Annotated in this window: 16 protein-coding genes; 7 read left to right on the top strand and 9 right to left on the bottom strand. The window is 63.2% G+C overall.

The features are described from left to right. Positions 1 to 19: 19 nt before the first annotated feature. From ACQKEK_RS05750 to cra, 5 genes are all read right to left on the bottom strand, one after another. A complete protein-coding gene (locus ACQKEK_RS05750; protein WP_499141511.1) occupies positions 20 to 580 on the bottom strand; it encodes a DUF4136 domain-containing protein in 561 nt (186 codons plus the stop codon). 30 nt (positions 581 to 610) lie between these two features. Beyond that, positions 611 to 1,240 carry a DUF4136 domain-containing protein gene (locus tag ACQKEK_RS05745; RefSeq protein ID WP_499141509.1) on the bottom strand — a complete coding sequence of 210 codons (630 nt, stop codon included), beginning with the start codon at positions 1,238 to 1,240 and terminating at the stop codon, positions 611 to 613. A gap of 18 nt (positions 1,241 to 1,258) precedes the next feature. Continuing rightward, positions 1,259 to 2,008 (bottom strand): methyltransferase domain-containing protein, encoded by a 750-nt coding sequence (locus tag ACQKEK_RS05740; RefSeq protein WP_499141508.1) that lies wholly within the window; start codon positions 2,006 to 2,008, stop codon positions 1,259 to 1,261. Then, entirely contained in the window at positions 2,005 to 2,310 is a 306-nt protein-coding gene (locus ACQKEK_RS05735) for a nucleotide pyrophosphohydrolase (protein WP_046163110.1), read from the bottom strand. The genes ACQKEK_RS05740 and ACQKEK_RS05735 overlap by 4 nt, the downstream gene beginning before the upstream one ends. A 287-nt stretch (positions 2,311 to 2,597) precedes the next feature. Further along, the gene (gene cra, locus ACQKEK_RS05730) at positions 2,598 to 3,587 is read right to left on the bottom strand and encodes a catabolite repressor/activator (RefSeq protein ID WP_216707193.1); all 990 of its coding nucleotides are present in this window, start codon (positions 3,585 to 3,587) and stop codon (positions 2,598 to 2,600) included. Between the two features lie 180 nt (positions 3,588 to 3,767). Between cra and ptsP the strand changes: the two genes are divergently transcribed. The 4 genes from ptsP (at position 3,768) to ACQKEK_RS05710 (ending at position 11,893) form a co-directional block, all read left to right on the top strand. After that, positions 3,768 to 6,647: a phosphoenolpyruvate--protein phosphotransferase gene (gene ptsP / locus ACQKEK_RS05725; protein ID WP_499141507.1), complete on the top strand. Its 2,880-nt coding sequence runs from the start codon at positions 3,768 to 3,770 to the stop codon at positions 6,645 to 6,647. Beyond that, positions 6,647 to 7,585, top strand: a complete 939-nt coding sequence (gene pfkB / locus ACQKEK_RS05720) for a 1-phosphofructokinase (protein ID WP_499141506.1) — start codon at positions 6,647 to 6,649, stop codon at positions 7,583 to 7,585. Before ptsP ends, pfkB begins: the two co-directional genes overlap by 1 nt. Positions 7,586 to 7,605: 20 nt before the next feature. Then, positions 7,606 to 9,345 (top strand): PTS fructose-like transporter subunit IIB, encoded by a 1,740-nt coding sequence (locus ACQKEK_RS05715; RefSeq protein ID WP_499141505.1) that lies wholly within the window; start codon positions 7,606 to 7,608, stop codon positions 9,343 to 9,345. Positions 9,346 to 9,481: 136 nt separating this feature from the next. Beyond that, positions 9,482 to 11,893 carry a membrane-bound PQQ-dependent dehydrogenase, glucose/quinate/shikimate family gene (locus ACQKEK_RS05710; RefSeq protein ID WP_499141503.1) on the top strand — a complete coding sequence of 804 codons (2,412 nt, stop codon included), beginning with the start codon at positions 9,482 to 9,484 and terminating at the stop codon, positions 11,891 to 11,893. A 125-nt stretch (positions 11,894 to 12,018) separates the two neighbouring features. On the opposite strand, the gene ACQKEK_RS05705 is transcribed toward ACQKEK_RS05710, so the two are convergent. Then, on the bottom strand, positions 12,019 to 12,327 hold the full coding sequence (locus ACQKEK_RS05705; protein ID WP_499141501.1) for a hypothetical protein: 309 nt from the start codon (positions 12,325 to 12,327) through the stop codon (positions 12,019 to 12,021). A gap of 228 nt (positions 12,328 to 12,555) precedes the next feature. Between ACQKEK_RS05705 and ACQKEK_RS05700 the strand changes: the two genes are divergently transcribed. Together ACQKEK_RS05700 and ACQKEK_RS05695 are read left to right on the top strand one after the other, a co-directional pair. Continuing rightward, on the top strand, positions 12,556 to 14,136 hold the full coding sequence (locus ACQKEK_RS05700) for an alkaline phosphatase D family protein (protein WP_499141499.1): 1,581 nt from the start codon (positions 12,556 to 12,558) through the stop codon (positions 14,134 to 14,136). 18 nt (positions 14,137 to 14,154) lie between these two features. Then, positions 14,155 to 16,491: an ExeM/NucH family extracellular endonuclease gene (locus tag ACQKEK_RS05695; RefSeq protein WP_499141498.1), complete on the top strand. Its 2,337-nt coding sequence runs from the start codon at positions 14,155 to 14,157 to the stop codon at positions 16,489 to 16,491. Positions 16,492 to 16,752: 261 nt separating this feature from the next. Here ACQKEK_RS05695 and ACQKEK_RS05690 read toward each other — a convergent pair whose 3' ends face one another. Next, complete coding sequence (locus ACQKEK_RS05690; RefSeq protein WP_499141496.1) at positions 16,753 to 17,220, bottom strand: REP-associated tyrosine transposase; 468 nt, start codon at positions 17,218 to 17,220, stop codon at positions 16,753 to 16,755. 353 nt (positions 17,221 to 17,573) lie between these two features. Next, a complete protein-coding gene (locus ACQKEK_RS05685) occupies positions 17,574 to 19,157 on the bottom strand; it encodes a peptide chain release factor 3 (protein ID WP_128120065.1) in 1,584 nt (527 codons plus the stop codon). A gap of 636 nt (positions 19,158 to 19,793) precedes the next feature. On the opposite strand from ACQKEK_RS05685, the gene ACQKEK_RS05680 reads away from it, so the two are divergent. Continuing rightward, positions 19,794 to 20,957, top strand: coding sequence for a type III PLP-dependent enzyme (locus ACQKEK_RS05680; RefSeq protein ID WP_128120064.1), 1,164 nt, complete (start codon positions 19,794 to 19,796; stop codon positions 20,955 to 20,957). A gap of 160 nt (positions 20,958 to 21,117) precedes the next feature. Here ACQKEK_RS05680 and ACQKEK_RS05675 read toward each other — a convergent pair whose 3' ends face one another. After that, complete coding sequence (locus ACQKEK_RS05675) at positions 21,118 to 21,813, bottom strand: SIMPL domain-containing protein (RefSeq protein ID WP_499141494.1); 696 nt, start codon at positions 21,811 to 21,813, stop codon at positions 21,118 to 21,120. Positions 21,814 to 21,961 lie beyond the last annotated feature (148 nt).

Raw genomic sequence — 21,961 nt, 5'->3', positions numbered from 1 at the left:
TCAGAGCGAGCCGACAATGCTAGCGCGGCGGGTATAGCGAAAGAACCTTATTGACGGTTTCACGAAACATCCCGGCCCGCTCCTGAGGACTCCCCGGGTCGTCGCGCAGAACCTGTTCGGCACTGCCGCGCCAGACCAGTTTGCCGTCGTCAGCGTCGTACATATCCAGCTGTAAGGTGCCGACCTGATAGTGAATGGTGCGGGTGTCAGTCATTACCGGCCCGCCCCAGAAACCGTGCCATGGGCCGCCCCAGCCACTGATCGATGAGGTGGTGTATTGCTGGCTGCGCTCATCGACGAGAAACCAGGCCTGCACCATGAGATCCGGTTGTGCGCCCGACTGGGCCTGGCGTAGGCCGCGTTGGTCCAGCTGCTCGCTGACGGCGCTGCGGATGCGTTGCTCGGTCAGGTCGCTTTTGATGCGGGGATCGTCTGGTCGGTACTGCAGGGCGGGCTCCTTCCAACTCCAGGTCCGATAGGCGGAAAAATCACGCTGCGGGTCGAAATCGCGTTGCACCTGGGTGCTCTGACAGGCGGCCAGCATCAGCAGCAGAGGCAGGATCAGCAATGAACGGAACATCGGTGTTCTCCTTGCATTAAGTGCGTGCGCTCAGCGCGGTGGATAATCAGCAAGCGCACGGTTCACGGCGGCTCGCGCGGCGTCCTTGCGCTCGGCCTGATCGCCGCCACTGCGGGCCTCGGCGCGATTGCTCCACACAGTCTGGCCGGAGGCGCTGTCGATCATCTCGATGCGCACCGTCATCACTTCCTCTTCATAGTTGCGCACCACCGGAGCGCTACCGCCGATCCCGTAGCCGGAGTTGAACCCCGGCCCGTAGCCGCCATAGCGACCGGCACCGACGCCCACTCGTGGCCCGTAATCATCATAGACCTGACGCACGCGCGTCTCCATCTGCGCGCTGGCGCTGATTTGCACGTCGCCCTTTGCGCCTGTTGGCGCAGGCCGCAAGCCGCGCTGGTCGAGCGCGCCGGAGATCATTTCCTGCAGCTCTTCGGTGCCCAGCGAAGCCGTGCCAGCCGGTGGGTTGCGCCAGCTCCAGTTCTGGTAGCTGGAAAAATCCTGCGGTGCCGCCGGGTACGTCGGCGACTGGATACGTTCGATAGGCGGGGCTGGAGGGATCGGCGCGGACTCGTTGGTGTACGGGTTGCTGCTCTGGCAAGCCGCGAGGCTCAAGCCGAGCAGCGAACAGAGCAGCGGCAGTGCAGGGCGGATCGACATTGGTACCTCCCGGTCGGCTCAAAGCGGCCGACACAACCAGTGCAGGTAACGCCCGAGCCCGGCGAATGCGGGATGGCGGCGGTAGGCCAGTTCCATCTCGATGAGGTCGGCAGGCTCGGTGCGGGCCTGGAAATCGGCGGGCATGTAGTCATGGAAGACGCGCACGCCGCTGGTTGATTCGACCCGCCAGCGCGGCGCGAGTTGCGCAGCCAGCTCGCGCGGGTCGAGCGGTTGCTGCGGTGTCAGGCTCTGGCGCTCGCCGGCATAGGTTTGGCTGCGCAATTTCTTGAAATGACCTTTGAGCAGGTTGCGGTAGATCAGCGCGTCGCGGTTATAGAAGGCCAGCGAGAGCCAGCCATCCTCGGCAACCAGGCGATGCAGCACCGGCAGGATCGCCTGGGGCTCGGCCAGCCATTCCAGTACCGCATGGCAGATCACCAGATCGAACCGGCCCTCGACGTGGTTTTCGACGTCCTGCCAGGGTGCCCGGATGAACGTTGCGTTTTGGCCAGCTTCGGCAAACTGCTTGCGCGCGCCTTCCAGCATGGGTTCGGCGGGTTCGGCTAGCGTGACCTGATGGCCCCGCTGCGCCAGCCACAGGCTCATGTGGCCGAGGCCTGCACCGATGTCCAGGACCCGTAGCGGGCGTTCTGGGAGTATTTCAGTCAGGTCTGCCTGCAGCACGGCGAGTCGGATCGCGCCCTTGGCGCCGCCGTAGATTTTTTCAGCGAAGCGCGTCGCCAGCTCATCGAAATGCCGATCGCTCATCGGGCGAACCGCCGTTCGTTATCGGCAAGCTTCGCCAGCAGCGCCTGTTCCATGTCGATGCCCAGTTCGCTGCACATCAGCAACAGGTACATGAGGATGTCACCGACTTCCTGGCCCGCGTGTGCGAGCTTGTCGGCCGAGAGCTGGCGCGATTCGTCCTCGGTCTGCCATTGGAAGATTTCCACCAGCTCGGCCATTTCCACGCTGGCGGCCATGGCGAGATTTTTCGGACTGTGAAAGCGCTGCCAGTCGTTCTGGTCGCGGATCGCGTGCAGGCGTTGGGTGATCTGTTCGATGTTCATGTGGAAAAGCGGGCTCGTTGTTTTGGGCATGTGCCGGAAGCAGGTGGCAGCAGGGCTCGTTCGCGCCTGGCGCGGCAGGGTCTCGTAGGGGCGAGCTTGCTCGCGATCAGCTTCTTCAGGCTATGGCTGCACTTGGCTGGCGTGCGGCTTCGATCGCCAGCAAGCTGGCTCCTGCAAAATCGCTGCAACTCGTGCAGGTCGCGCCAGGCGAGCTTCCTCGCGGGGCCGGTCGCCAGATAGGCCGCAAGCTTCCTTCAGCCAAACAATGCCCGCAAGGGGCAGATTGATCAGAGCCGGCGAATCTTCAGCTCACGCTCGATCGCGATGACGCCGGGGCGATAGTCGCCTTGCTCGGTGGCGCGAATAGCCTGCTCCAACGCCTGCTCGGCGATCTGCTCGTGCTGCTGGGAAATCGCATTGACCCGGATCGGCAGGAAATCCAGCAACTGCGCGTCACCAAAGGTTGCCAGCCGCAGTTGCTCCGGCCAGAGCAGATCGCGCTCGCGCAGCGCATCGAAGACGCCTTCGAGCAACACGTAGGCGGTGGTGATGAGGGCATCGGGCAGCGGGCCGCGGTCGAGCAGGGTGAGCATCTGCTCGCGTCCGCAGGCACGGCTGAACTGGTCGGCGCGCAGGATGCTGACCTGCCCTGTGTGCTGCGACAGCGCCCGGCGAAAACCTTCCTCGCGCTGCTGACTGATGGGCAATGCGGGGCGCGCGCTGATCAGGGCGATATGCGCCGCGGCCGGAACTGCCAGCGAGCGGGTGAGCAGAGCGGCCGCTTCGCAGTCATCGCTCACCACCGAACAGAAGTGCCCAGCATCCAGCGCACGGTCGAGGGCGATCACCGGCGTGCCAGCTGCTTGCACCTTTCGATAGCTCTGGTCCTCGGCGGATAGGCAGCTGGCGACGATCAGCGCATCGCAACGGCGCGAGCGCAACAGCTGGATGACCTGACGCTCGGTGTCCGGCTCGTCGTCGGTCCCGGCGATCAGTAACTGGTAGCCGCGCTGCCGCGCACGCTGTTCGAGCAGCTTGGCAAGGCGCGCATAGCTGGGGTTTTCCAGATCCGGAACGATGAAACCCAGCGTTCGCGACTGCCCGCGACGCAGGCCAGCGGCCTGCTGATCCAATTGAAAACCCTGCTGCTCGACAACCGCCATGACGCGCTCGACCGTGGCCGGGCTGATCCGCCGTTGAGCAGCCTTGCCGTTGAGCACGTAGCTGGCAGTGGTTACCGAAACGTTGGCGAGGCGGGCAATGTCGGTCAGTTTCAACAGAGGGTCCTGAGACGGGTGGTATGAACTCGGGCTTCTAGAATTACCCAATATTGCGTAATGTGCCAGTCTTAGGTGAAACGTTTCAGCAGTGTGTCGGTCTGAAGCGCCAGCCCAGGATTCGGGCAATGCCGGCGCAACCGTCGGCCACAACAATCGCGAGCCCCGCAGGAGTTCTCCATGCTTGAGTTGAATGCACAGCACATCCACATGCATCAGGCCGCGGCGGACAAGCCAGCGGCGCTGGCTCTGCTGGGCGAGGTTCTGGTCGCCGACGGACTGGTCGCGCCGGGCTACCTCGACGGGCTGCGCGCGCGCGAAGCGCAGGGCTCGACGTTTCTCGGTCAGGGCCTTGCGATTCCCCATGGCACGCCGGAAACCCGCGATCAGGTGTTCACCACTGGCGTGCGGCTGCTGCATTTTCCGGCCGGCGTCGACTGGGGCAATGGTCAGCAGGTGTACCTTGCCATCGGCATCGCGGCGCGCTCGGATGAACATCTGCGGCTGCTGCAACTGCTGACCCGAGCGTTGGGCGAGGGCGATCTGAGCGAGGCGCTGCAGAAGGCCGAAAGCCCCGAAGCCATCATCGACCTGCTGCAGGGCGCGCCGCAGGCGTTGGCGCTGGACGGCGAACTGGTGGGCCTGGGCGTCGCCGCCGATGATTTCGACGAGTTGGCCTGGCAAGGCGTCAAATTGCTCAAGCGCGCCCAATGCGTGGAGCCAGGCTTCAATGCCAGCCTGCCGATGAGCCAAGCGTTGCCGCTGGGCGATGGCCTCTGGTGGCTCAGTAGCGAGCAGTCGGTGCAAAGCCCGGGGCTCGCGTTCGTCACGCCAACGTCGAACCTTGAGCATTTGGGTCAGCCGTTGAATGGTCTGTTCGTGCTGGCCAGCCTGGGCGAAGCGCATCAGGCCATGCTTGAGCGCCTGTGCAATCTGTTGATCGAAGGGCGCGGCCAGGAGCTGAGCCAGGCGACTTCCAGCCGCGTGGTGCTCGAAGCGCTGGGCGGCGAGGTACCGGCAGATTGGCCAAGCGCTCAGGTGCCGCTGGCCAACGCCCACGGCCTGCATGCACGCCCGGCCAAGGCGCTGACCGAAGTGGCTCAAGCTTTCGATGGCGAGATTCGCGTGCGCCTGGCCGGCAGCGAGAGCGCCGGGGTGTCGGTCAAGAGCCTAAGCAAGCTGCTGGCGATGGGCGCGCATCGTGGTCAGGTGCTGGAGTTCATCGCCGAGCCATCCATTGCCAGCGATGCACTGCCGGCGCTGGTGCGCGCGGTGGAAGAAGGGCTGGGCGAAGAGGTCGAACCCTTGCCGGCAGCCGGGGAGACGGAGCAACCCGTCATCGCCACACAACCCAATGAGTCGGCCATCGAGCAGGCCGCTCTGCGCGCCGGCGATCAGGTAAACGGCATCGCTGCTTCGCCGGGCATCGCCATCGGTCCGGTGCTGGTGCGCAAGCCGCAGGTGATCGACTATCCCAAGCGCGGCGAATCGCCTGCGGCGGAATTGCAACGTCTGGACGCTGCGCTGGACAAGGTCCATGCCGAAATCGGCACGCTGATCGACGCAAGCCAGGTCGTCAGCATTCGCGACATCTTCACCACTCACCAGGCCATGCTGCGTGACCCGGCGCTGCGCGAAGACGTGCAGGTGCGGCTGCAGAAGGGCTTGAGCGCCGAAGCGGCCTGGATGGAAGAAATCGAGAGCGCGGCGCAGCAGCAGGAATCCCTCCACGACAAACTGCTGGCCGAGCGCGCCGCCGACCTGCGTGACGTGGGCCGCCGCGTGCTGGCCTGCCTGACCGGCGTCGAAGCCGAGCAGGCCCCGGACGAACCCTACATTCTGGTGATGGACGAAGTGGCGCCTTCGGACGTTGCCACGCTCAACGCCCAGCGCGTCGCCGGCATCCTGACGGCCGGCGGTGGCGCTACATCCCACAGCGCCATCATCGCCCGCGCGTTGGGGATTCCGGCCATCGTCGGTGCAGGTCCTGGCGTGCTCGGGTTGGCATCCAATACGTTGTTGTTGCTCGACGGCGAGCGCGGCGAGCTGCTGGTCGCGCCGACCGACGCGCAGCTGGAGCAGGCCAGGGGCGAACGCGCGGCCCGCGAGGAGCGCAAGCGCCTGGCGGACGAGCGCCGCATGGAGCCGGCAGTCACCCGCGATGGCCATCCGGTAGAAATCGCCGCCAACATCGGTGCAGCCGGCGAAACCCCTGAGGCTGTGGCGATGGGTGCTGAAGGCATCGGTTTGCTGCGTACCGAGCTGGTGTTCATGAACCATTCCCAGGCGCCGGATCAGGCGACTCAGGAAGCCGAATACCGCCGTGTACTGGAGGCGCTCGGCGGGCGCCCGCTGGTGGTGCGCACGCTGGATGTTGGCGGCGACAAGCCGCTGCCGTACTGGCCGATGCCAGCCGAGGAAAACCCCTTCCTCGGCGTGCGCGGGATTCGCCTAAGCCTGCAACGCCCGGACATCCTCGAAACCCAGCTGCGTGCCTTGCTCGCCTCGGCTGATGGCCGCCCGCTGCGGATCATGTTCCCCATGGTGGGCAACATCGACGAGTGGCGCACCGCCAAGGCCATGGTCGAGCGCTTGCGCGTGGAGCTACCGGTGGCCGATCTGCAGGTCGGCATCATGATCGAAATTCCGTCCGCCGCGCTGATCGCGCCGGTGCTGGCGAAGGAAGTCGACTTCTTCAGCATCGGCACCAACGACCTGACGCAATACACCCTGGCCATCGACCGCGGCCATCCGACGCTCTCCGGTCAGGCGGACGGGCTGCATCCGGCTGTGTTGCGCCTGATCGGCATGACCGTCGAGGCCGCCCACGCACATGGCAAGTGGGTTGGCGTCTGCGGCGAACTGGCTGCTGATGCGCTGGCGGTGCCGATGCTGGTGGGCCTGGGCGTGGACGAACTGAGCGTTTCGGCGCGCAGCATCGCCCTGGTGAAAGCGAGGGTGCGCGAGCTGGACTTCGCCGCCTGCCAGCAGCTGGCCAAGCAGGCGCTGATGTTGCCAGGTGCTCATGAAGTGCGCGCCTTCGTCGGGGAGCATTGCTGATGGCTCGTGTCCTGACCGTCACGCTGAACCCGGCGCTGGATCTGACCGTGCGGCTGCCGTCGCTGCGCGTGGGCGAGGTCAACCGCAGCGACAGCCTAGAGATCCACGCTGCCGGCAAGGGCCTCAATGTGGCCCAAGTGCTGGCCGATCTCGGCCATCAGCTGACCGTCACCGGCTTTCTCGGCGAAGGCAATCCGCAAGCCTTCGAGCAGCTGTTCGCCGCGCGGGGCTTTGCCGACGAATTTGTCCGCGTCGCCGGTGAAACCCGCAGCAACATCAAGCTGGCCGAAGCCGGGGGCCAGGTCACCGACATCAACGGGCCGGGACTGGCAGTCAGCGATGCACACCGTAGCGAACTGCTGGAGCGCATCAAGCGGCTGGCGCCAACCCATGAGCTGGTCGTGGTGGCAGGCAGCCTGCCGCGTGGTGTGGATAACCAGTGGTTCGTCGAGCTGCTAAACCTACTCAAACAAACCGGAGCGCGAGTGGCGCTGGATACCAGCGGTGCAGCGCTGCGTGCCGGCCTGGCGACCGCGCCCTGGCTGATCAAACCCAACGAGGAAGAGCTCGCCGAAGCGCGTGGCATCGAGCTGGCCGAACCCGAGGCGCTGGCTCGTGAGGCCTGGAGGCTGCAGATCGAGGGCATCGAGCACGTAGTGATTTCGCAGGGCGCCAATGGTGTCAGCTGGTTCTCGCCGAGCGCGGCGCTGCATGCCAATCCGCCCAAGGTTCAGGTCGTCAGCACCGTCGGCGCAGGCGACTCACTGCTGGCCGGGATGCTCCACGGTTTGCTCGAAGGCTGGCCGGCAGAACGCACGCTCGCACATGCCACTGCCATCGCCGCGCAGGCGGTCGGGCAGGTCGGCTTCGGCATCACCGACACGGCGCAACTGGCCGAACTCCAGGCCGCAGTGCGTCTCCAGCCGCTGAGCCAATAAATCGAACAAGAGGTGAAGGAATGAATCTTCTCATCGTCACGACCTGCCCCAACGGAATGGTCACCAGCGTGCTGACGTCACGCCTGCTCGAAGCGGCTGCCCATCGAATAGGTTGGTCGACGGCCGTCGAAGTCCACGATCCCAAGGCCATTGGCTCACCGCTGACGCCCGCGCAGATCGCCAATGCCGATCTCGTGGTCGTGGTGAAAACGGGGCCGCTGTCGCTTCAACGCTTCGTCGGCAAGCGTGTAGCGCAATCGACGCCGTCCGAAGCGCTGCTCGATCCAGAAGGCTTCCTGCGTAGCGCGGCTGACGCGGCGAGCGAGCTGCAACAGAACGACGAAGCGGATGCCGCGCATACCAGCGGCAAGCCCAAACTTGTCGCCATCACCGCCTGCCCGACCGGTGTCGCGCATACCTTCATGGCCGCCGAAGCCTTGCAACAAGCCGCCATCCGCAAGGGTTACGACCTGCAGGTGGAAACCCGCGGTTCGGTAGGTGCGCGCAACGTGCTCGAAGCACAGGCCATCGAAGAGGCCGATGTGGTGTTGCTGGCTGCGGACATCGAGGTGGATGTGGCTCGCTTCGCTGGCAAGCGGGTGTTCCGCTGCGGCACTGGCGTGGCCCTTAAACAACCCGACGCCACCCTGGATCGCGCGCTGGAGGAAGGCGCGGTGCTCAGCGGTGGTGTGGCGGCCGCGAGCGCAAGTGGTGAGCAGAAAGGTGAGAAGACCGGTGTCTACAAGCACCTGCTCACTGGCGTGTCCTACATGCTGCCGATGGTTGTGGCCGGCGGCTTGCTGATCGCGCTGTCGTTCGTCTTTGGCATCGAGGCGTTCAAGGAAGAGGGCACACTAGCAGCCGCCTTGATGAAGATCGGCGGCGAAACGGCCTTCCAGTTGATGGTGCCGCTGCTGGCCGGCTACATCGCCTATTCCATCGCGGATCGACCCGGCCTTGCGCCCGGCATGATCGGTGGTCTGCTGGCGGGCACCCTGGGTGCGGGCTTTATCGGCGGCATCATTGCCGGCTTCGTGGCCGGTTATGCAGCCAAGGCGGTGAGCCGCTGGATTCCATTGCCGGCCAGTATCGAATCGCTCAAGCCGATCTTGATCATTCCGCTGCTGGCGAGTCTGGTGACCGGACTGGTGATGATCTACGTCGTCGGCACGCCAGTAGCGAAGATGCTCGCCGGGCTCACCGAATTCCTCGACACCATGGGCACCTCAAACGCCATCCTGCTCGGGCTGTTGCTGGGCACCATGATGTGCGTCGACCTCGGCGGGCCGGTGAACAAGGCGGCGTATGCCTTTTCGGTGGGTTTGCTGGCATCGCAGAGCTACGCGCCGATGGCGGCGACCATGGCAGCGGGCATGGTGCCGCCCATCGGCATGGGCATCGCCACGCTGATCGCACGTCGCAAGTTCGCCCAGACCGAGCGTGAAGCCGGCAAGGCCGCGCTGGTGCTGGGCTGCTGTTTCATCTCTGAAGGGGCGATTCCCTTCGCTGCCAAGGATCCACTGCGGGTGATCCCGGCCAGCATTGCCGGCGGTGCGCTGACCGGTGCGCTGTCCATGGCCTTCGGCGCGAAGCTTCTGGCGCCGCATGGCGGGCTGTTCGTACTGCTGATTCCCAACGCCATCAATCACGCATTGCTTTATCTGCTGGCGATTCTGGCCGGCAGTCTGGTGACCGGGGTGGTCTACGCGGTGATCAAGCGGCCCGAGGCGCAGCCGCTTGCCGTCGGCGCTGCGGCCTGAGGTTCAGCGCTGCAAGCGCTGAACTAAAGCCCTTCGCGTCGTATCCACTGAAAGCCGGACGAAACTTTGTCACAGGAAGTTTCGCCGGCTTTTTGCTTTCCCTGTTTATAAATACGTCCCGCTTGGAGTGTGTTGCATGAGTATCGATTATGGGCCTCGGCCCTTGCGTATCACCCTGACCGCCGTGGTGGTGCTGGTGCTGGGTGTGCTGATGGCGGGCGGCGGTGCGTACCTGGCTGTGCTCGGCGGCTCCTGGTACTACCTGCTGGCCGGCATCGGTCTTCTGGTCGTGGCCGGCCTGCTGTTTGCCCGACGCCGCGCGGCGATCTGGCTGTATGCCGCGCTGTTGCTGGCGACCCTGGCGTGGACCCTCTATGAGGTGCGCTTCGACTGGTGGCAGCTGGCGCCGCGGATCGACCTCTGGTGCATCCTCGGCCTCTGGCTGATCCTGCCCTTCGTAAACCGCTACGTGAGCGACCGGCTGGTCTGGCGCGACGGCGCCAGTGGCTTGCTCGGGCTCGGCCTGCTGGCCGGGGCGTTGATGGCGGGATACTCGTTGACCCAGGACTACCACTCGATCGACGGCCAGTTCAGCGACGCGCAGATGCAGGGGCTCGATCCGCAGGGGCAGGCCGGTCGTTCCAACAGCGAATGGCCTTCTTACGGCGGATCAGAGCAGGGCGACCGGTATTCGACGGCAGATCTGATCACCCCCGAGAACGTCGGCACGCTGACGAAAGCCTGGGAATACCACACGGGTGATCTGCCGGGGCCGAACGATCCCGGCGAGTTCACCTACGAGGTCACTCCGCTCAAGGTCGGCAACAGCCTGTTCATCTGCACGCCTCACAGCATCGCCATTGCCCTGGACGCCGATACGGGCGAGGAGCGCTGGCGCTTCGACCCGAGCATCAACCGTGATGCCGAGTACTACCAGCACATGACGTGCCGCGGCCTGGCGTTTCACGACGGTACTCGCTATCCCTCGCCGGGTTCGACCAGCGGCCAGCCGGATCAATCGGCGGCGCGTTGCGAGCGGCGCCTGTTCCTGCCCACCAACGATGCCACGTTGATCGCGCTCGATGTGGAAGACGGCAAGCCCTGCGAAGACTTCGGCAACGCCGGTGTCGTCGACCTGAAGCTGCGCCTGGGTGAAGGGGCGCTAGGGGTCTACTTGCCCACCTCGCCGCCGGTGGTGACCGAAAAGCTGGTGATCATCGGCGGTTCGGTTACCGATAACGGCGCCGTGGATTCACCCGGCGGCGTGATTCGTGCCTACGACGTGAAAACTGGCCGCCTGGTCTGGAATTTCGACCCGGGCAACCCGGATGCCACGGAACCGTTGCCACCGGGTGAAACCTACGTGCGCAGCACGCCGAACTCCTGGACGGTGGCCACCGCTGACGAGGCGCTGGGCCTGGTCTACATCCCCTCCGGCAACCAGACCCCTGATCAGTGGGCAATCGATCGCTCGGCCCAGGCCGAGCGTTTCACCGACACCCTGATTGCGCTGGACCTGGAGACCGGCAAAGTCCGCTGGGAATTCCAGACCGTCCACCATGACCTCTGGGATCGCGACCTGCCCTCCCAGCCGACGCTGGTCGACATCGACCGGCCCGAAGGCAAGGTGCCGGCTATCATTCAGGCGACCAAGCGCGGCGATCTCTATGTGCTCGATCGGCGCACCGGTGAGCCCATCGTGCCGGTGACCGAGGTGCCTGTTCCGCAGGGCACCGATTACGGTGACTTCACCGCGCCCACTCAGCCGGTCTCGGCGCTGACCTATGCGCCGCAGGAGCCGCTGTACGAGAAGGACATGTGGGGCGGCACGCCGCTGGATCAGATGATGTGCCGCATCCAGTTCCGCAAGCTGCGCTATGAAGGCGACTTCACGCCGCCATCGGAAAAGGGCTCGCTGATTTATCCGGGCAACGTCGGTACCTTCAACTGGCCGTCCGTGGCGGTCGATCCGAGTCGGCAGTTGCTGTTTGGCGCGCCGAACTACCTGGCGTTCGTCTCGAAGATGTACAAGCGCAGCGAGGTCGATCCCAATGAGCGCACCGGGGGCGGCGAAACCGGCCTGCAACCCAACCTTGGTGCGCCCTACATGGTCAGTCTGAAGCCTCTGCTATCAGTGCTCGGCCTGCCTTGCCAGAGCCCGCCGTGGGGCTATGTCACCGCCGTCGACCTGCGCACCATGAAGAAGGTCTGGATGCACAAGAACGGCACCAGCCGCGACAGTGCGCCGCTGGGCATTCCTTTCCCGGTGGGCACACCAGCATTGGGCGGTCCGATCGTGACGGCAGGCGGCGTCGCTTTCATGAGCGGCACGCTGGACTACTACTTGCGCGCCTATGACCTGCAGACCGGAGAGGAACTGTGGAAAGGGCGGTTACCGGCGGGCGGCCAGGCCACGCCGATGACCTACGTCTCGGAGCAGACCGGTAAGCAGTATGTGGTGCAGGTGGCCGGGGGGCACGGCTCGTTCGGCACGAAGATCGGCGACTCGGTGATCGCCTGGACGCTCGAGGAAGATGATGCGAACTAGATCGGTCGGGCATCGGGCCTAATGGTCAGCCCGTAGCCTCTCGCAGTGCGGAGGTGATGGGCTGGACAGGCTGCGATCCAATAGCAAAGCCATCGTGCTTACCAACAGCCAGTACTAGCGGCCATTCAGCAGGGCCGCCCGTTGTAGTTGCGATTCTGGCTGGGCTCTACGCAGTGCTGTTCCGTATGTTGCTCAATACGTGGGGACTTGTCTCGCAGGCTGGACGTCAGGCTGTTTAAAAACTTAACGGCCTGTGCCTGGTCGTCGAAGCGCCGCGCACCATTCAACGAACCGGTATAGCTACCGTTACTGGCGGCATAGCACTCCTGATTGTTGGAGCAGCTCAGGCCAACGACCCAGTACGGGCTGTTGATCAGCACGCCTGCCTGAGCAGAGGACGTGATAAAGGCAAAGACGAACAAAAAACGCTTCATGGTGTAACCCCTGGCCTTGATATCGCGAACATAACCGATCGCCGAAGCGTTGAGTGTGGGCGGTATCTCGATCGTTGAACACGCCAGTTATTTACGATTACTACAAGGTCGCGCACGGCGGCGGCCTGCAGTAAAGCCGATTTATTGACGACCGTTCGTCCGGGCGTCACGGTTCTGTCAAGCGGCTCGCTTAAACCCTTCTTCCAGCATCCGTTGAAGGGGACGACCATGACCGAATCAACCAAACCCGAACTCGACCAGACACGCCGCCGACTTGTTCAAGGCATCGGTGCTGGCCTGGCGCTGCCAGCCCTCGGCGTATCACCTGCAATCATCGCAGCACCCACTGCGCGGCCCTGGATCACCGATGGCGTGCAGTCCGGTGACGTGCTGGCTGATCGTGCCGTGATCTGGAGCCGCTGCGATCGCCCGGCGCGGCTGGTGGTGGAGTGGGATACCAGCAGTGGCTTTAACAACGCTCGGCGGATGGTTTCGCCGGTCACCGATGAACGACTCGACTTCACCGCGCGTATCGATCTGCGTGGGTTGCCGTCGGATCAGTCGATCTTCTACCGCGCCAGTTTTGAGGACGCCCGCGACCATGTTCGCAGCGAACCCTGGATGGGCCATCTGCGCACTGCACCCAGGCGCGCGCGGGATATCCGTTTCGTCTGGGGCGGCGATACCTGCGGCCAGGGTTGGGGCATCAATGCTGATTTCGGCGGCATGCGCATCTACGAAGCGATGCGTCAACGGCATCCTGACTTCTTCATTCAGAGTGGCGACGCCATCTACGCCGACGGCGTGATCCAGGCCGAAGTGGAGGCCGAGAACGGGCGACTCTGGCGCAACATCGTCACCGAGGCCAAGACCAAGGTGGCCGAGACGCTGGATGAGTTTCGCGGCAACTACCGCTACAACCTGCTCGACCACAACCTGCGTCAGTTCAACGCCGAAGTGCCGCAGATCTGGCAGTGGGACGACCATGAAGTTACCAACAACTGGTCGCCCGGCAAGGAGCTGGACGAGCGCTATCAGGTCAAGGACATCGAGCTGCTGGCACGTCGCGGTCGTCAGGCATTCCTCGAGTACGCGCCGATGCGCCTCGTCGGCCGCGACGCGACGGGCCGTGTCTTCCGCAAGATCGCCTATGGCCCGCAGCTGGACGTGTTCGTGCTGGACATGCGCAGCTATCGCGGCCCCAATACCCACAATCTGCAACCCGAGCAAGGGCCGGATACGACCTTCCTTGGCCGGGAACAGCTGGCTTGGCTCAAGCGCGAACTGCGCCGCTCACGCGCCACCTGGAAGGTGATTGCAGCCGACATGCCCATCGGCCTGCACGTACCAGACGGTAAGGACGCTGCTGGCAGGGCGCGCTGGGAGGCGATCGCCAACGGACAGGACGGGCCGGCAGCCGGGCGCGAGCTGGAAATCGCCGAACTGCTGGGTTACCTGCGCAAATACCGCGTGCGCAACACTGTCTGGCTGACTGCTGACGTTCACTATTGCGCAGCGCATCACTACCATCCAAACCGCGCGCTATTTCAGGATTTCGATCCGTTCTGGGAGTTCGTTGCCGGACCCCTCAATGCAGGCAGCTTCGGCCCCAATCCACTGGATGCCACCTTCGGACCGGAGCTGGTCTTCCAGAAGGCCCCGGCCTATGCCAACGCATCGCCCTATGCCGGTTTCCAGTTCTTCGGTGAAGTCGAGATCGATTCCCGCAGCGGCACCCTGAGCGTCACCCTTCGCGATATTGACGGTGCCTCTGTCTTTTCCAAAACCCTCGAACCCCAACACGCCTGATACCAGGGAGCGACATCCATGCGCTGCAACGACCGCTTCAAGCCGCACCCGCTCACCGCCGCCCTGCTGGCAATCGCCGCAATGGGCGTGCACTCCATGGCGTCCGCCGAGCTGCTGATTTCCGAGTATGTGGAGGGCAGCGGCAACAACAAGGCGCTGGAGTTCTACAACACCGGCGAGACGGCGGTCTCGCTGGACGGCTACCGGGTCGACTTCTATTTCAATGGTTCGACCAGCAGCGGGCGGAGCATCGCTCTGGTTGGTGAAGTGGCGCCGGGAGCGGTGCATGTGCTGGCTCATGAAAGCGGCGACCCGGCGTTGCAGGCCAAGGCGAATCAGCGCGGCAGCGGTAGTTGGTACAACGGCGACGATGCCATCGTGCTTCGCGACCCTTCAGGTGAAATCCTGGACAGCATCGGCCAGCTCGGTTTCGATCCAGGCAGCGCATGGGGATCGGGACAGACGCAGACGGCCGATCGTACGCTGACCCGCAAAACGTCAGTCCGGGTCGGCGATCAGGACCCCAGTGATGCCTTCGATCCGGCCACCGAATGGCAGGGCTATGCGGCCAACACCTTCGCCCAGCTTGGCCAGTACGGCGAAGGTGAACCCGGTGGCGACGACGCAGGCCGGCGTTCCATTGCCGAAGTACAAGGCGCTGGCGACCTCAGCCCGCTGGTCAACCAGCGCGTCACGGTGGAAGGCATCGTGGTCGCCGACTTCCAGGGCGAGAGCGAGCTGGGCGGCTTCTTTATCCAGGCGCCAGATAACGAGACGGACGACGATCTGCGGACTTCCGAGGGGCTGTATGTCTTCGGTTCGGGCAACGGGTTGGATGTGCAGGTTGGCGATCGGGTCCAGGTGCGTGGGCTGGTCGCTGAATACAACGGCCTCACCGAGCTGACCGCGCCTCAGGTCAGTGTTCTGGCCCACGCGCAGCCGCTGCCAAGCATGGTGCAGATCAGCCTGCCGCTGTCGGCGCCCGATGCACTGGAGCGTTACGAGGGCATGCAGGTCCGCTTCGCCCAGCCGCTTACGGTCAGCGAGGCCTACAACCTGGGACGTTACGGCGAGCTGGTGCTGTCGTCCGGCGGTCGGCTGTGGATACCCACCAACAAGGTCTCGCCCGGCGAGCCGGCCCGACAGCTACAGGCACAGAATGACCTCAACCAGATCGTGCTGGATGACGGCCGCAGTGGTCAGAATCCCGATCCGATTCGCTACCCCTCACCGGAACTCGACGCCTACCGCACGCTGCGTGTGGGCTATGAAGTCACCGACGTGCAGGGTGTGCTGCATTACCTGGCCGGAAGCTATCGCATCCAGCCGACCCAAGCTCCGAACTTCGTTGCGGCAAACCCCAGGCCGGAGGCGCCAAAGCCCATCGAGGGTCGCTTGCGCGTGGCGAGTTTCAATGTACTCAACTACTTCAACGGCGACGGTCGTGGCGCAGGTTTCCCCACCTCGCGGGGCGCAGATACCCGTGAAGAGTTCAACCGCCAGCGCGACAAGATCATCGCCGCGATTCTGGGTGCAGATGCCCACATCATCGGCCTGATGGAGATCGAGAATGACGGATATGGCGAGCACAGCGCCATTGCCGATCTGGTGGCCGGCCTCAATGCGGCGTCACGGAGCGGGGACCGCTACGCGTTCATCGATCCGAAACGCGAACGGCTCGGTACCGACGCAATTGCCGTCGGCCTGGTCTACCGCCAGGACATGGTCAGCCCGCACAAGGATGCGGCGGTGCTGGATGGCTCGGTCGACCCGCGCTTCAACGACACGCGCAACCGCCCGGTGCTGGCGCAGACCTTCCGCGAACGCCGTAGCGGGGAACGTCTGACGGTGGCGGTCAACCACCTCAAGTCCAAGGGCTCCAGCTGCGACGACTTGGGTGACAATGACATGGGTGACGGCCAGGGCAACTGCAACCTGACCCGTGTTCGCGCCGCCCAGGCGCTGGTCGCCTGGCTGGGCCGTGATCCCACGCGTTCCTACGATCCGGATCGGCTGATCATCGGCGACCTGAACGCCTATGCGAAGGAGGATCCGATCAATGTGATCCGGGCGTCCGGCTACACCGATCTGCTGGCGACCTTCGGCGAGGGCGAAGCGTATTCCTACGTGTTCTCCGGCCAGTCCGGCTACCTCGACCACGGCCTGGCCAGCACCAGCCTGACGCCACGGGTGCGCGGCGCAACCGAATGGCACATCAATGCCGACGAGCCGCGGGTGCTGGATTACAACCTCGAATTCAAGACGCCACGCCAGCAATCGATGCTGTACAGCGCCGGGCCTTATCGGGCGTCCGATCATGATCCGTTGGTGATCGGGGTTGATTTGGGGCGGTAGGTAGTAGGCTGCCTTCCAATAGCGCGAGCCCTTGACGTGTCGGTTGTGCGGGGCGTTTGGGATCGCCAGCAAGCTGGCTCCTACAAGGTGAATGCAATCGCCTTAGCTTTCCGTAGGAGCCTGCTTGCTGGCGATCATGGCTCACTTCCTACGGGATGCGTCTTTATCGCGCCTGCAGACTAGAAGGGCCGCGCAAATAGGTAAAACATCTGCTCTTGTAGGAGCCAGCTTGCTGGCGATCAGCCGCCCCCGCGCTGAGCCTTACAACCAAACCGCATCCCACCATAAATAATCGCCAATCCGGCTCACCAGTTCCGCCCGCAACGGGTTGGCAACGATGTACCGCGCAGCGTCGATCAGATCTTCATCTTGGCGCAGCGCACGATCGTGAAACCCCCGCTGCCAGATCCGGGCGCCCGTTTCGCCTGTAATGCGGTTGATGGCTATTGCGCTGCGGGACTTGAAACGCTGGACCACTTTTGGCAACGGCGCTGAGCCCAGTTCGATCAGCCAGTGAACATGATCCGGCATGACGACCCAGGCTAATGATTCGACGTGGTATTCGTCATGGATATGGCGCATTTCCCTCACCAGCACTCGGGCTAGCAGCGGGTCGGTGAAGACTGATTTGCGTCGCTCTGTTACCGCGGTCAACAGGTAAACCTGACCCGGTTCGGAATGTCTGCCCCGACGCAATGCGTGGCCACGGTGGTTGAATCGGCTTGGCATATCCACCTCCATGTGGATCCAGCTATTCAGTCGTGCGTTGAGGTGGCCCGGATCGCCAGCAAGCTGGCTCCTACGAAAAGCCAGAGTGGTCACATCCTGTAGGAGCCAGCTTGCTGGCGATCATGGGGATACCGAAGCGCTCATGTTCCTGGCCGAATCCGCCCCGGCAAAACCGGTCCCCTTAATGACGCTCCCGAGTCGCTCTGATTTCACATGAGGATCGCCCGCAAGCTGGCTCCTACAGGGTAAATACATTTGCCTTAGCTTTTCGTAGGAGCCAGCTTGCTGGCGATCATGGGGATACCGAAGCGCTCATGATCCTGGCCGAATCCGCCCCGGCAAGACCGGTCCCCTTAATGATGCTCCCGCGTCGCCCTGAACTTCACATCCGGCCAACGCTCTTCCATCAGGCTCAGGTTGACCCGTGTCGGGGCCAGATAGGTCAGGTGGCCGCCACCGTCGACCGCCAGGTTCTCGTAGGCCTTGTCGCTGAATTCCTTCAGCTTCTTCTCGTTATCGCACTCAATCCAGCGGGCAGACCAGACGTTGATTGCCTCATACGCGCACTCGACCTTGTATTCCTCCTTCAACCGGCTCGCGACAACGTCGAACTGCAGCACGCCGACCGCGCCGAGGATGATGTCGTTGTTGCGCTCGGGGAAGAACACCTGGGTGGCGCCTTCCTCGGCGAGCTCCTGCAGGCCCTGGCGCAGCTGCTTGGACTTCAGCGGATCCTTCAGGCGCACGCGGCGGAACAGCTCCGGAGCGAAGTGCGGGATACCGGTAAAGCCCAGGTTTTCGCCTTCGGTAAAGGTGTCGCCGATCTGGATGGTGCCGTGGTTGTGCAAGCCGATGATGTCGCCTGCCCAGGCTTCTTCCAGCTGTTCACGCTCGCTGGAGAAGAAGGTCAGGGCGTCGGCGATGCGGATGTCCTTGCCGATGCGTGCGTGGCGCAGCTTCATGCCTTTGTCGTACTTGCCCGAGCAGATACGCATGAAGGCGATGCGGTCACGGTGCTTGGGGTCCATGTTTGCCTGGATCTTGAACACAAAGCCGGTGAATTTTTCCTCGGTCGGCTCGACTACGCGCTCGTTCGCGGCGCGTGGCAGCGGGCGCGGCGCCCAGTCCACGATAGAGTCGAGAACGTGATCCACACCAAAGTTGCCGAGTGCGGTGCCGAAGAACACCGGGGTCAGCTGGCCCTTGATGAATTCGTCCTGGTCGAACTCGTGGCAGGCACCCTGGACCAGCTCCAGCTGTTCGACGAAGCGGTCGTATTCGTCGCCAATGTGCTTGCGCGCCTCGTCGGAGTCGAGCTTCTCGATGATCTTGACGTCGGTGCGTTCGTGGCCGTGGCCTGGCGTGTAGACGATGATGTAGTCGTCCTTGAGGTGATACACGCCCTTGAAGTCACGGTAGCAGCCGATCGGCCAGGTGATCGGCGCGGCCTTGATCTTAAGCACCGCCTCGATCTCGTCGAGCAGTTCGATGGGGTCGCGGATGTCGCGGTCGAGCTTGTTGATAAAGCTGACGATGGGTGTGTCGCGCAGCCGGCAGACATCCATCAGGGCGATGGTGCGCGGCTCGACGCCCTTACCTCCGTCGAGGACCATCAGTGCCGAGTCCACTGCGGTCAAGGTGCGGTAGGTGTCTTCCGAGAAGTCTTCGTGACCGGGGGTGTCGAGCAGGTTGATCATGTGCTCGCGGTAGGGGAATTGCATGACCGAGGTGGTGATGGAGATGCCGCGCTGCTTTTCCATTTCCATCCAGTCGGAGGTCGCGTGGCGGTCGGATTTACGCGACTTCACGGTACCGGCCACGGCAATGGCCTTGCCCATCAGCAGCAACTTTTCGGTGATGGTGGTCTTGCCCGCGTCGGGGTGGGAAATGATGGCGAAGGTGCGGCGCTTCGCGACTTCGGCGGCCTGAGAGGTCATGGCGGTCCCGGTATGAAAACGTGTCGGAAAAAGCCGGCGATTATAAAGCAAAGCCGCCGAGCTGGCTTGGCGTATCCGCTGGCTCCCCGGCGTACAGGGCTGGCGCTTGAATGAGGCGCCGACGATTGGCTTCTGCTCCGCCAGTCGGGTCATCGCGCCTGGACGCCATGGTCACTGGCTCGAAAAAACCGGTGAGGTGAGGGGAGTCATTGCGGTCGCGAAGAATTCGGGACTTTGGCGCGGTTTGCGCATCGTGTTGGCGGTTGTAAATCCGTGTTGAGCATGCCGAGGACGGAGACCTTGCGTCTCGTCGGAGGAACATCCCTGCGTCATATCGGTCGGTTTGAATAGGGTAGGTTCGCCGATGGGGCAGAAAACGGAGCGAGCGCGGATTTTTCATTGATCTGGAACAGCAGTGGTTCTACAGTTCGCGCCCGAACGTCCATGCTGGCAACGATCCATCCGGCTCAAGTACTGACGACGAGAGATTCACCAGGCCAACGCACCGGCTGCGACGGCCTGGCCGTGATACTCGGCGACATGCCTTGGGAAGTAGGCGAACCAAAGTGGGGAAACTGATCAGGCGTTCTTGCTCACCCCTAATCCGATTTTACGTTTCCCGATTTGGAGCCATGCATGTCGATCAAGATCGAAGATTACTATTCCCAATCCACCTTTCAGAAGATGAAGACCTTCGCTGACCAGCACGAAACACCGTTCGTGGTCATCGATACCGCAACCATCGACAAGGCGTACGACGATCTGCGCGCCGGTTTCGACTTCGCCAAGGTCTACTACGCCGTGAAGGCCAACCCTGCGGTCGAAATCATCGATCTGCTGCGCGATAAGGGCTCGAGCTTCGACATCGCGTCCATCTATGAGCTGGACAAGGTGATGTCCCGCGGTGTCGGCCCGGAGCGCATCAGCTACGGCAACACCATCAAGAAAGCCAAGGACATCCGCTACTTCTACGACAAGGGCGTGCGCATGTTCGCCACCGACTCGGAAGCCGACCTGCGCAACATCGCCAAGGCCGCACCGGGCTCGAAAGTCTACGTGCGCATCTTGACTGAAGGTTCGACTACCGCCGATTGGCCCCTGTCGCGCAAGTTCGGCTGCCAGACCGACATGGCCATGGATCTGTTGATCCTGGCCCGTCAGTTGAAGCTGGAACCCTACGGTATCTCCTTCCATGTTGGGTCGCAGCAGCGCGACATCTCCGTATGGGACGCCGCGATTGCCAAGGTCAAGGTGATCTTCGAGCGCCTGAAGGAAGAAGACGGCATCGAGCTGAAGATGATCAACATGGGTGGCGGCTTCCCGGCCAACTACATCACCCGCACCAACAGCCTTGAAACCTATGCCGAAGAAATCATCCGCTTCCTCAAGGAAGACTTCGGTGATGAGCTGCCGGAAATCATTCTCGAGCCGGGCCGCTCGCTGATCGCCAACGCCGGCATCCTGGTCAGTGAAGTGGTGCTGGTGGCGCGTAAATCGCGTACCGCCGTCGAGCGTTGGGTCTACACGGACGTCGGCATGTTCTCCGGCCTGATCGAAACCATGGGCGAAGCCATCAAGTTCCCGATCTGGACCGAGAAGAAGGGCGAGATGGAAGAAGTGGTCATCGCCGGCCCGACTTGTGACAGCGCCGACATCATGTACGAGAACTACAAGTACGGCCTGCCGCTGAACCTGGCCATCGGGGATCGCATGTACTGGCTGTCCACCGGTGCTTACACCACTAGCTACAGCGCCGTGGAGTTCAATGGCTTCCCGCCGCTGAAGGCCTACTACATCTAAGCGTCATCGCCATGCAAAACGCCGCGAAGTTCGCGGCGTTTTTGTGTCTGGCATCAGGCTGGTTCTAGCGTTTTATCAACGTGGTCTGGTGATCATCGTCGACGCTTGTTGCTAGCCGTAATACCTAGACGCGGCCCACTGTGGGCCGCGTGAGATGGCTTCAGGGCATCTGCACTTCGATCACACCATCGGCATTGATACTGATCTGCCGGGTGCCGGCTTCTACATCCGGCGTAGGCATGGCGTCCATGCTCTTCATCGACACGCTGCGCATCATCTCGGGCTGAAAATTGCCGGCGCTAGTGAGGTTGAGGCTGACGATCTTGTAGTCGTTGCCGCCCAGCGCCTCGGTCGCCAGCTGCGCGCGGGCGCGGAAGGCAGTTACCGCATCTTTGAGTAAGGCGTCTTCGTTCTGTTGGCGGATCGAGTCAGACACGCTGAAATGCATGCTGCCCATCTTCAGGTCTTGCATCAGCTCTCCGGTGAGCTTGGAGAGCGCGGCGAAGTCTCCACTTTCCAGGCGCAGTTCGGCGCGTTCACGCCAAGCGGTGATCTGCTGACCCTTTTCCTCATAGACGGGGTAACTGCTACGGCTGCCCTGACTCACTTCGACCTCTTTCGCCTGCCGGGCGCGCTGCAGTGCCTTGTTCATCGTCCTAGTCGTCTGCGCTGCCAGCTGCGCCGGGTCCTCGTGCTGCGACTCGGTGAACAGCGTTACATGCATGCGGTCCTGGGCGACCTCGCTGCTGGCCTCGGCGCGCAGGGAAATCTGATTGTAATGTTGCTCGTCGGCTACAGCGGGAAGGCAGGCTATGCAGGCCAACAGCGCAATGCTGCGCGGAACGGAAACGAACATGGAAACTCCTGAATTCGAGGGCACCAACGGTGCGGCGCAAAGACTTTAGCCCTTTGCTCGCCAGTGCGCAGTTTTTCCGTGCGGCGCGTTGCCGCAGACAGGCTGTGTTTCGGGCGGCTTGGTTATACTCGTGGCTCCTTTGGAGACC

The organism is Pseudomonas sp. NPDC077408, from assembly GCF_050269105.1.
In the GTDB taxonomy this organism is placed as follows: Bacteria; Pseudomonadota; Gammaproteobacteria; order Pseudomonadales; family Pseudomonadaceae; genus Stutzerimonas.
The sequence above is the reverse complement of the archived record's forward strand: the minus strand, read 5'-3'. Positions and strand labels throughout refer to the sequence as shown.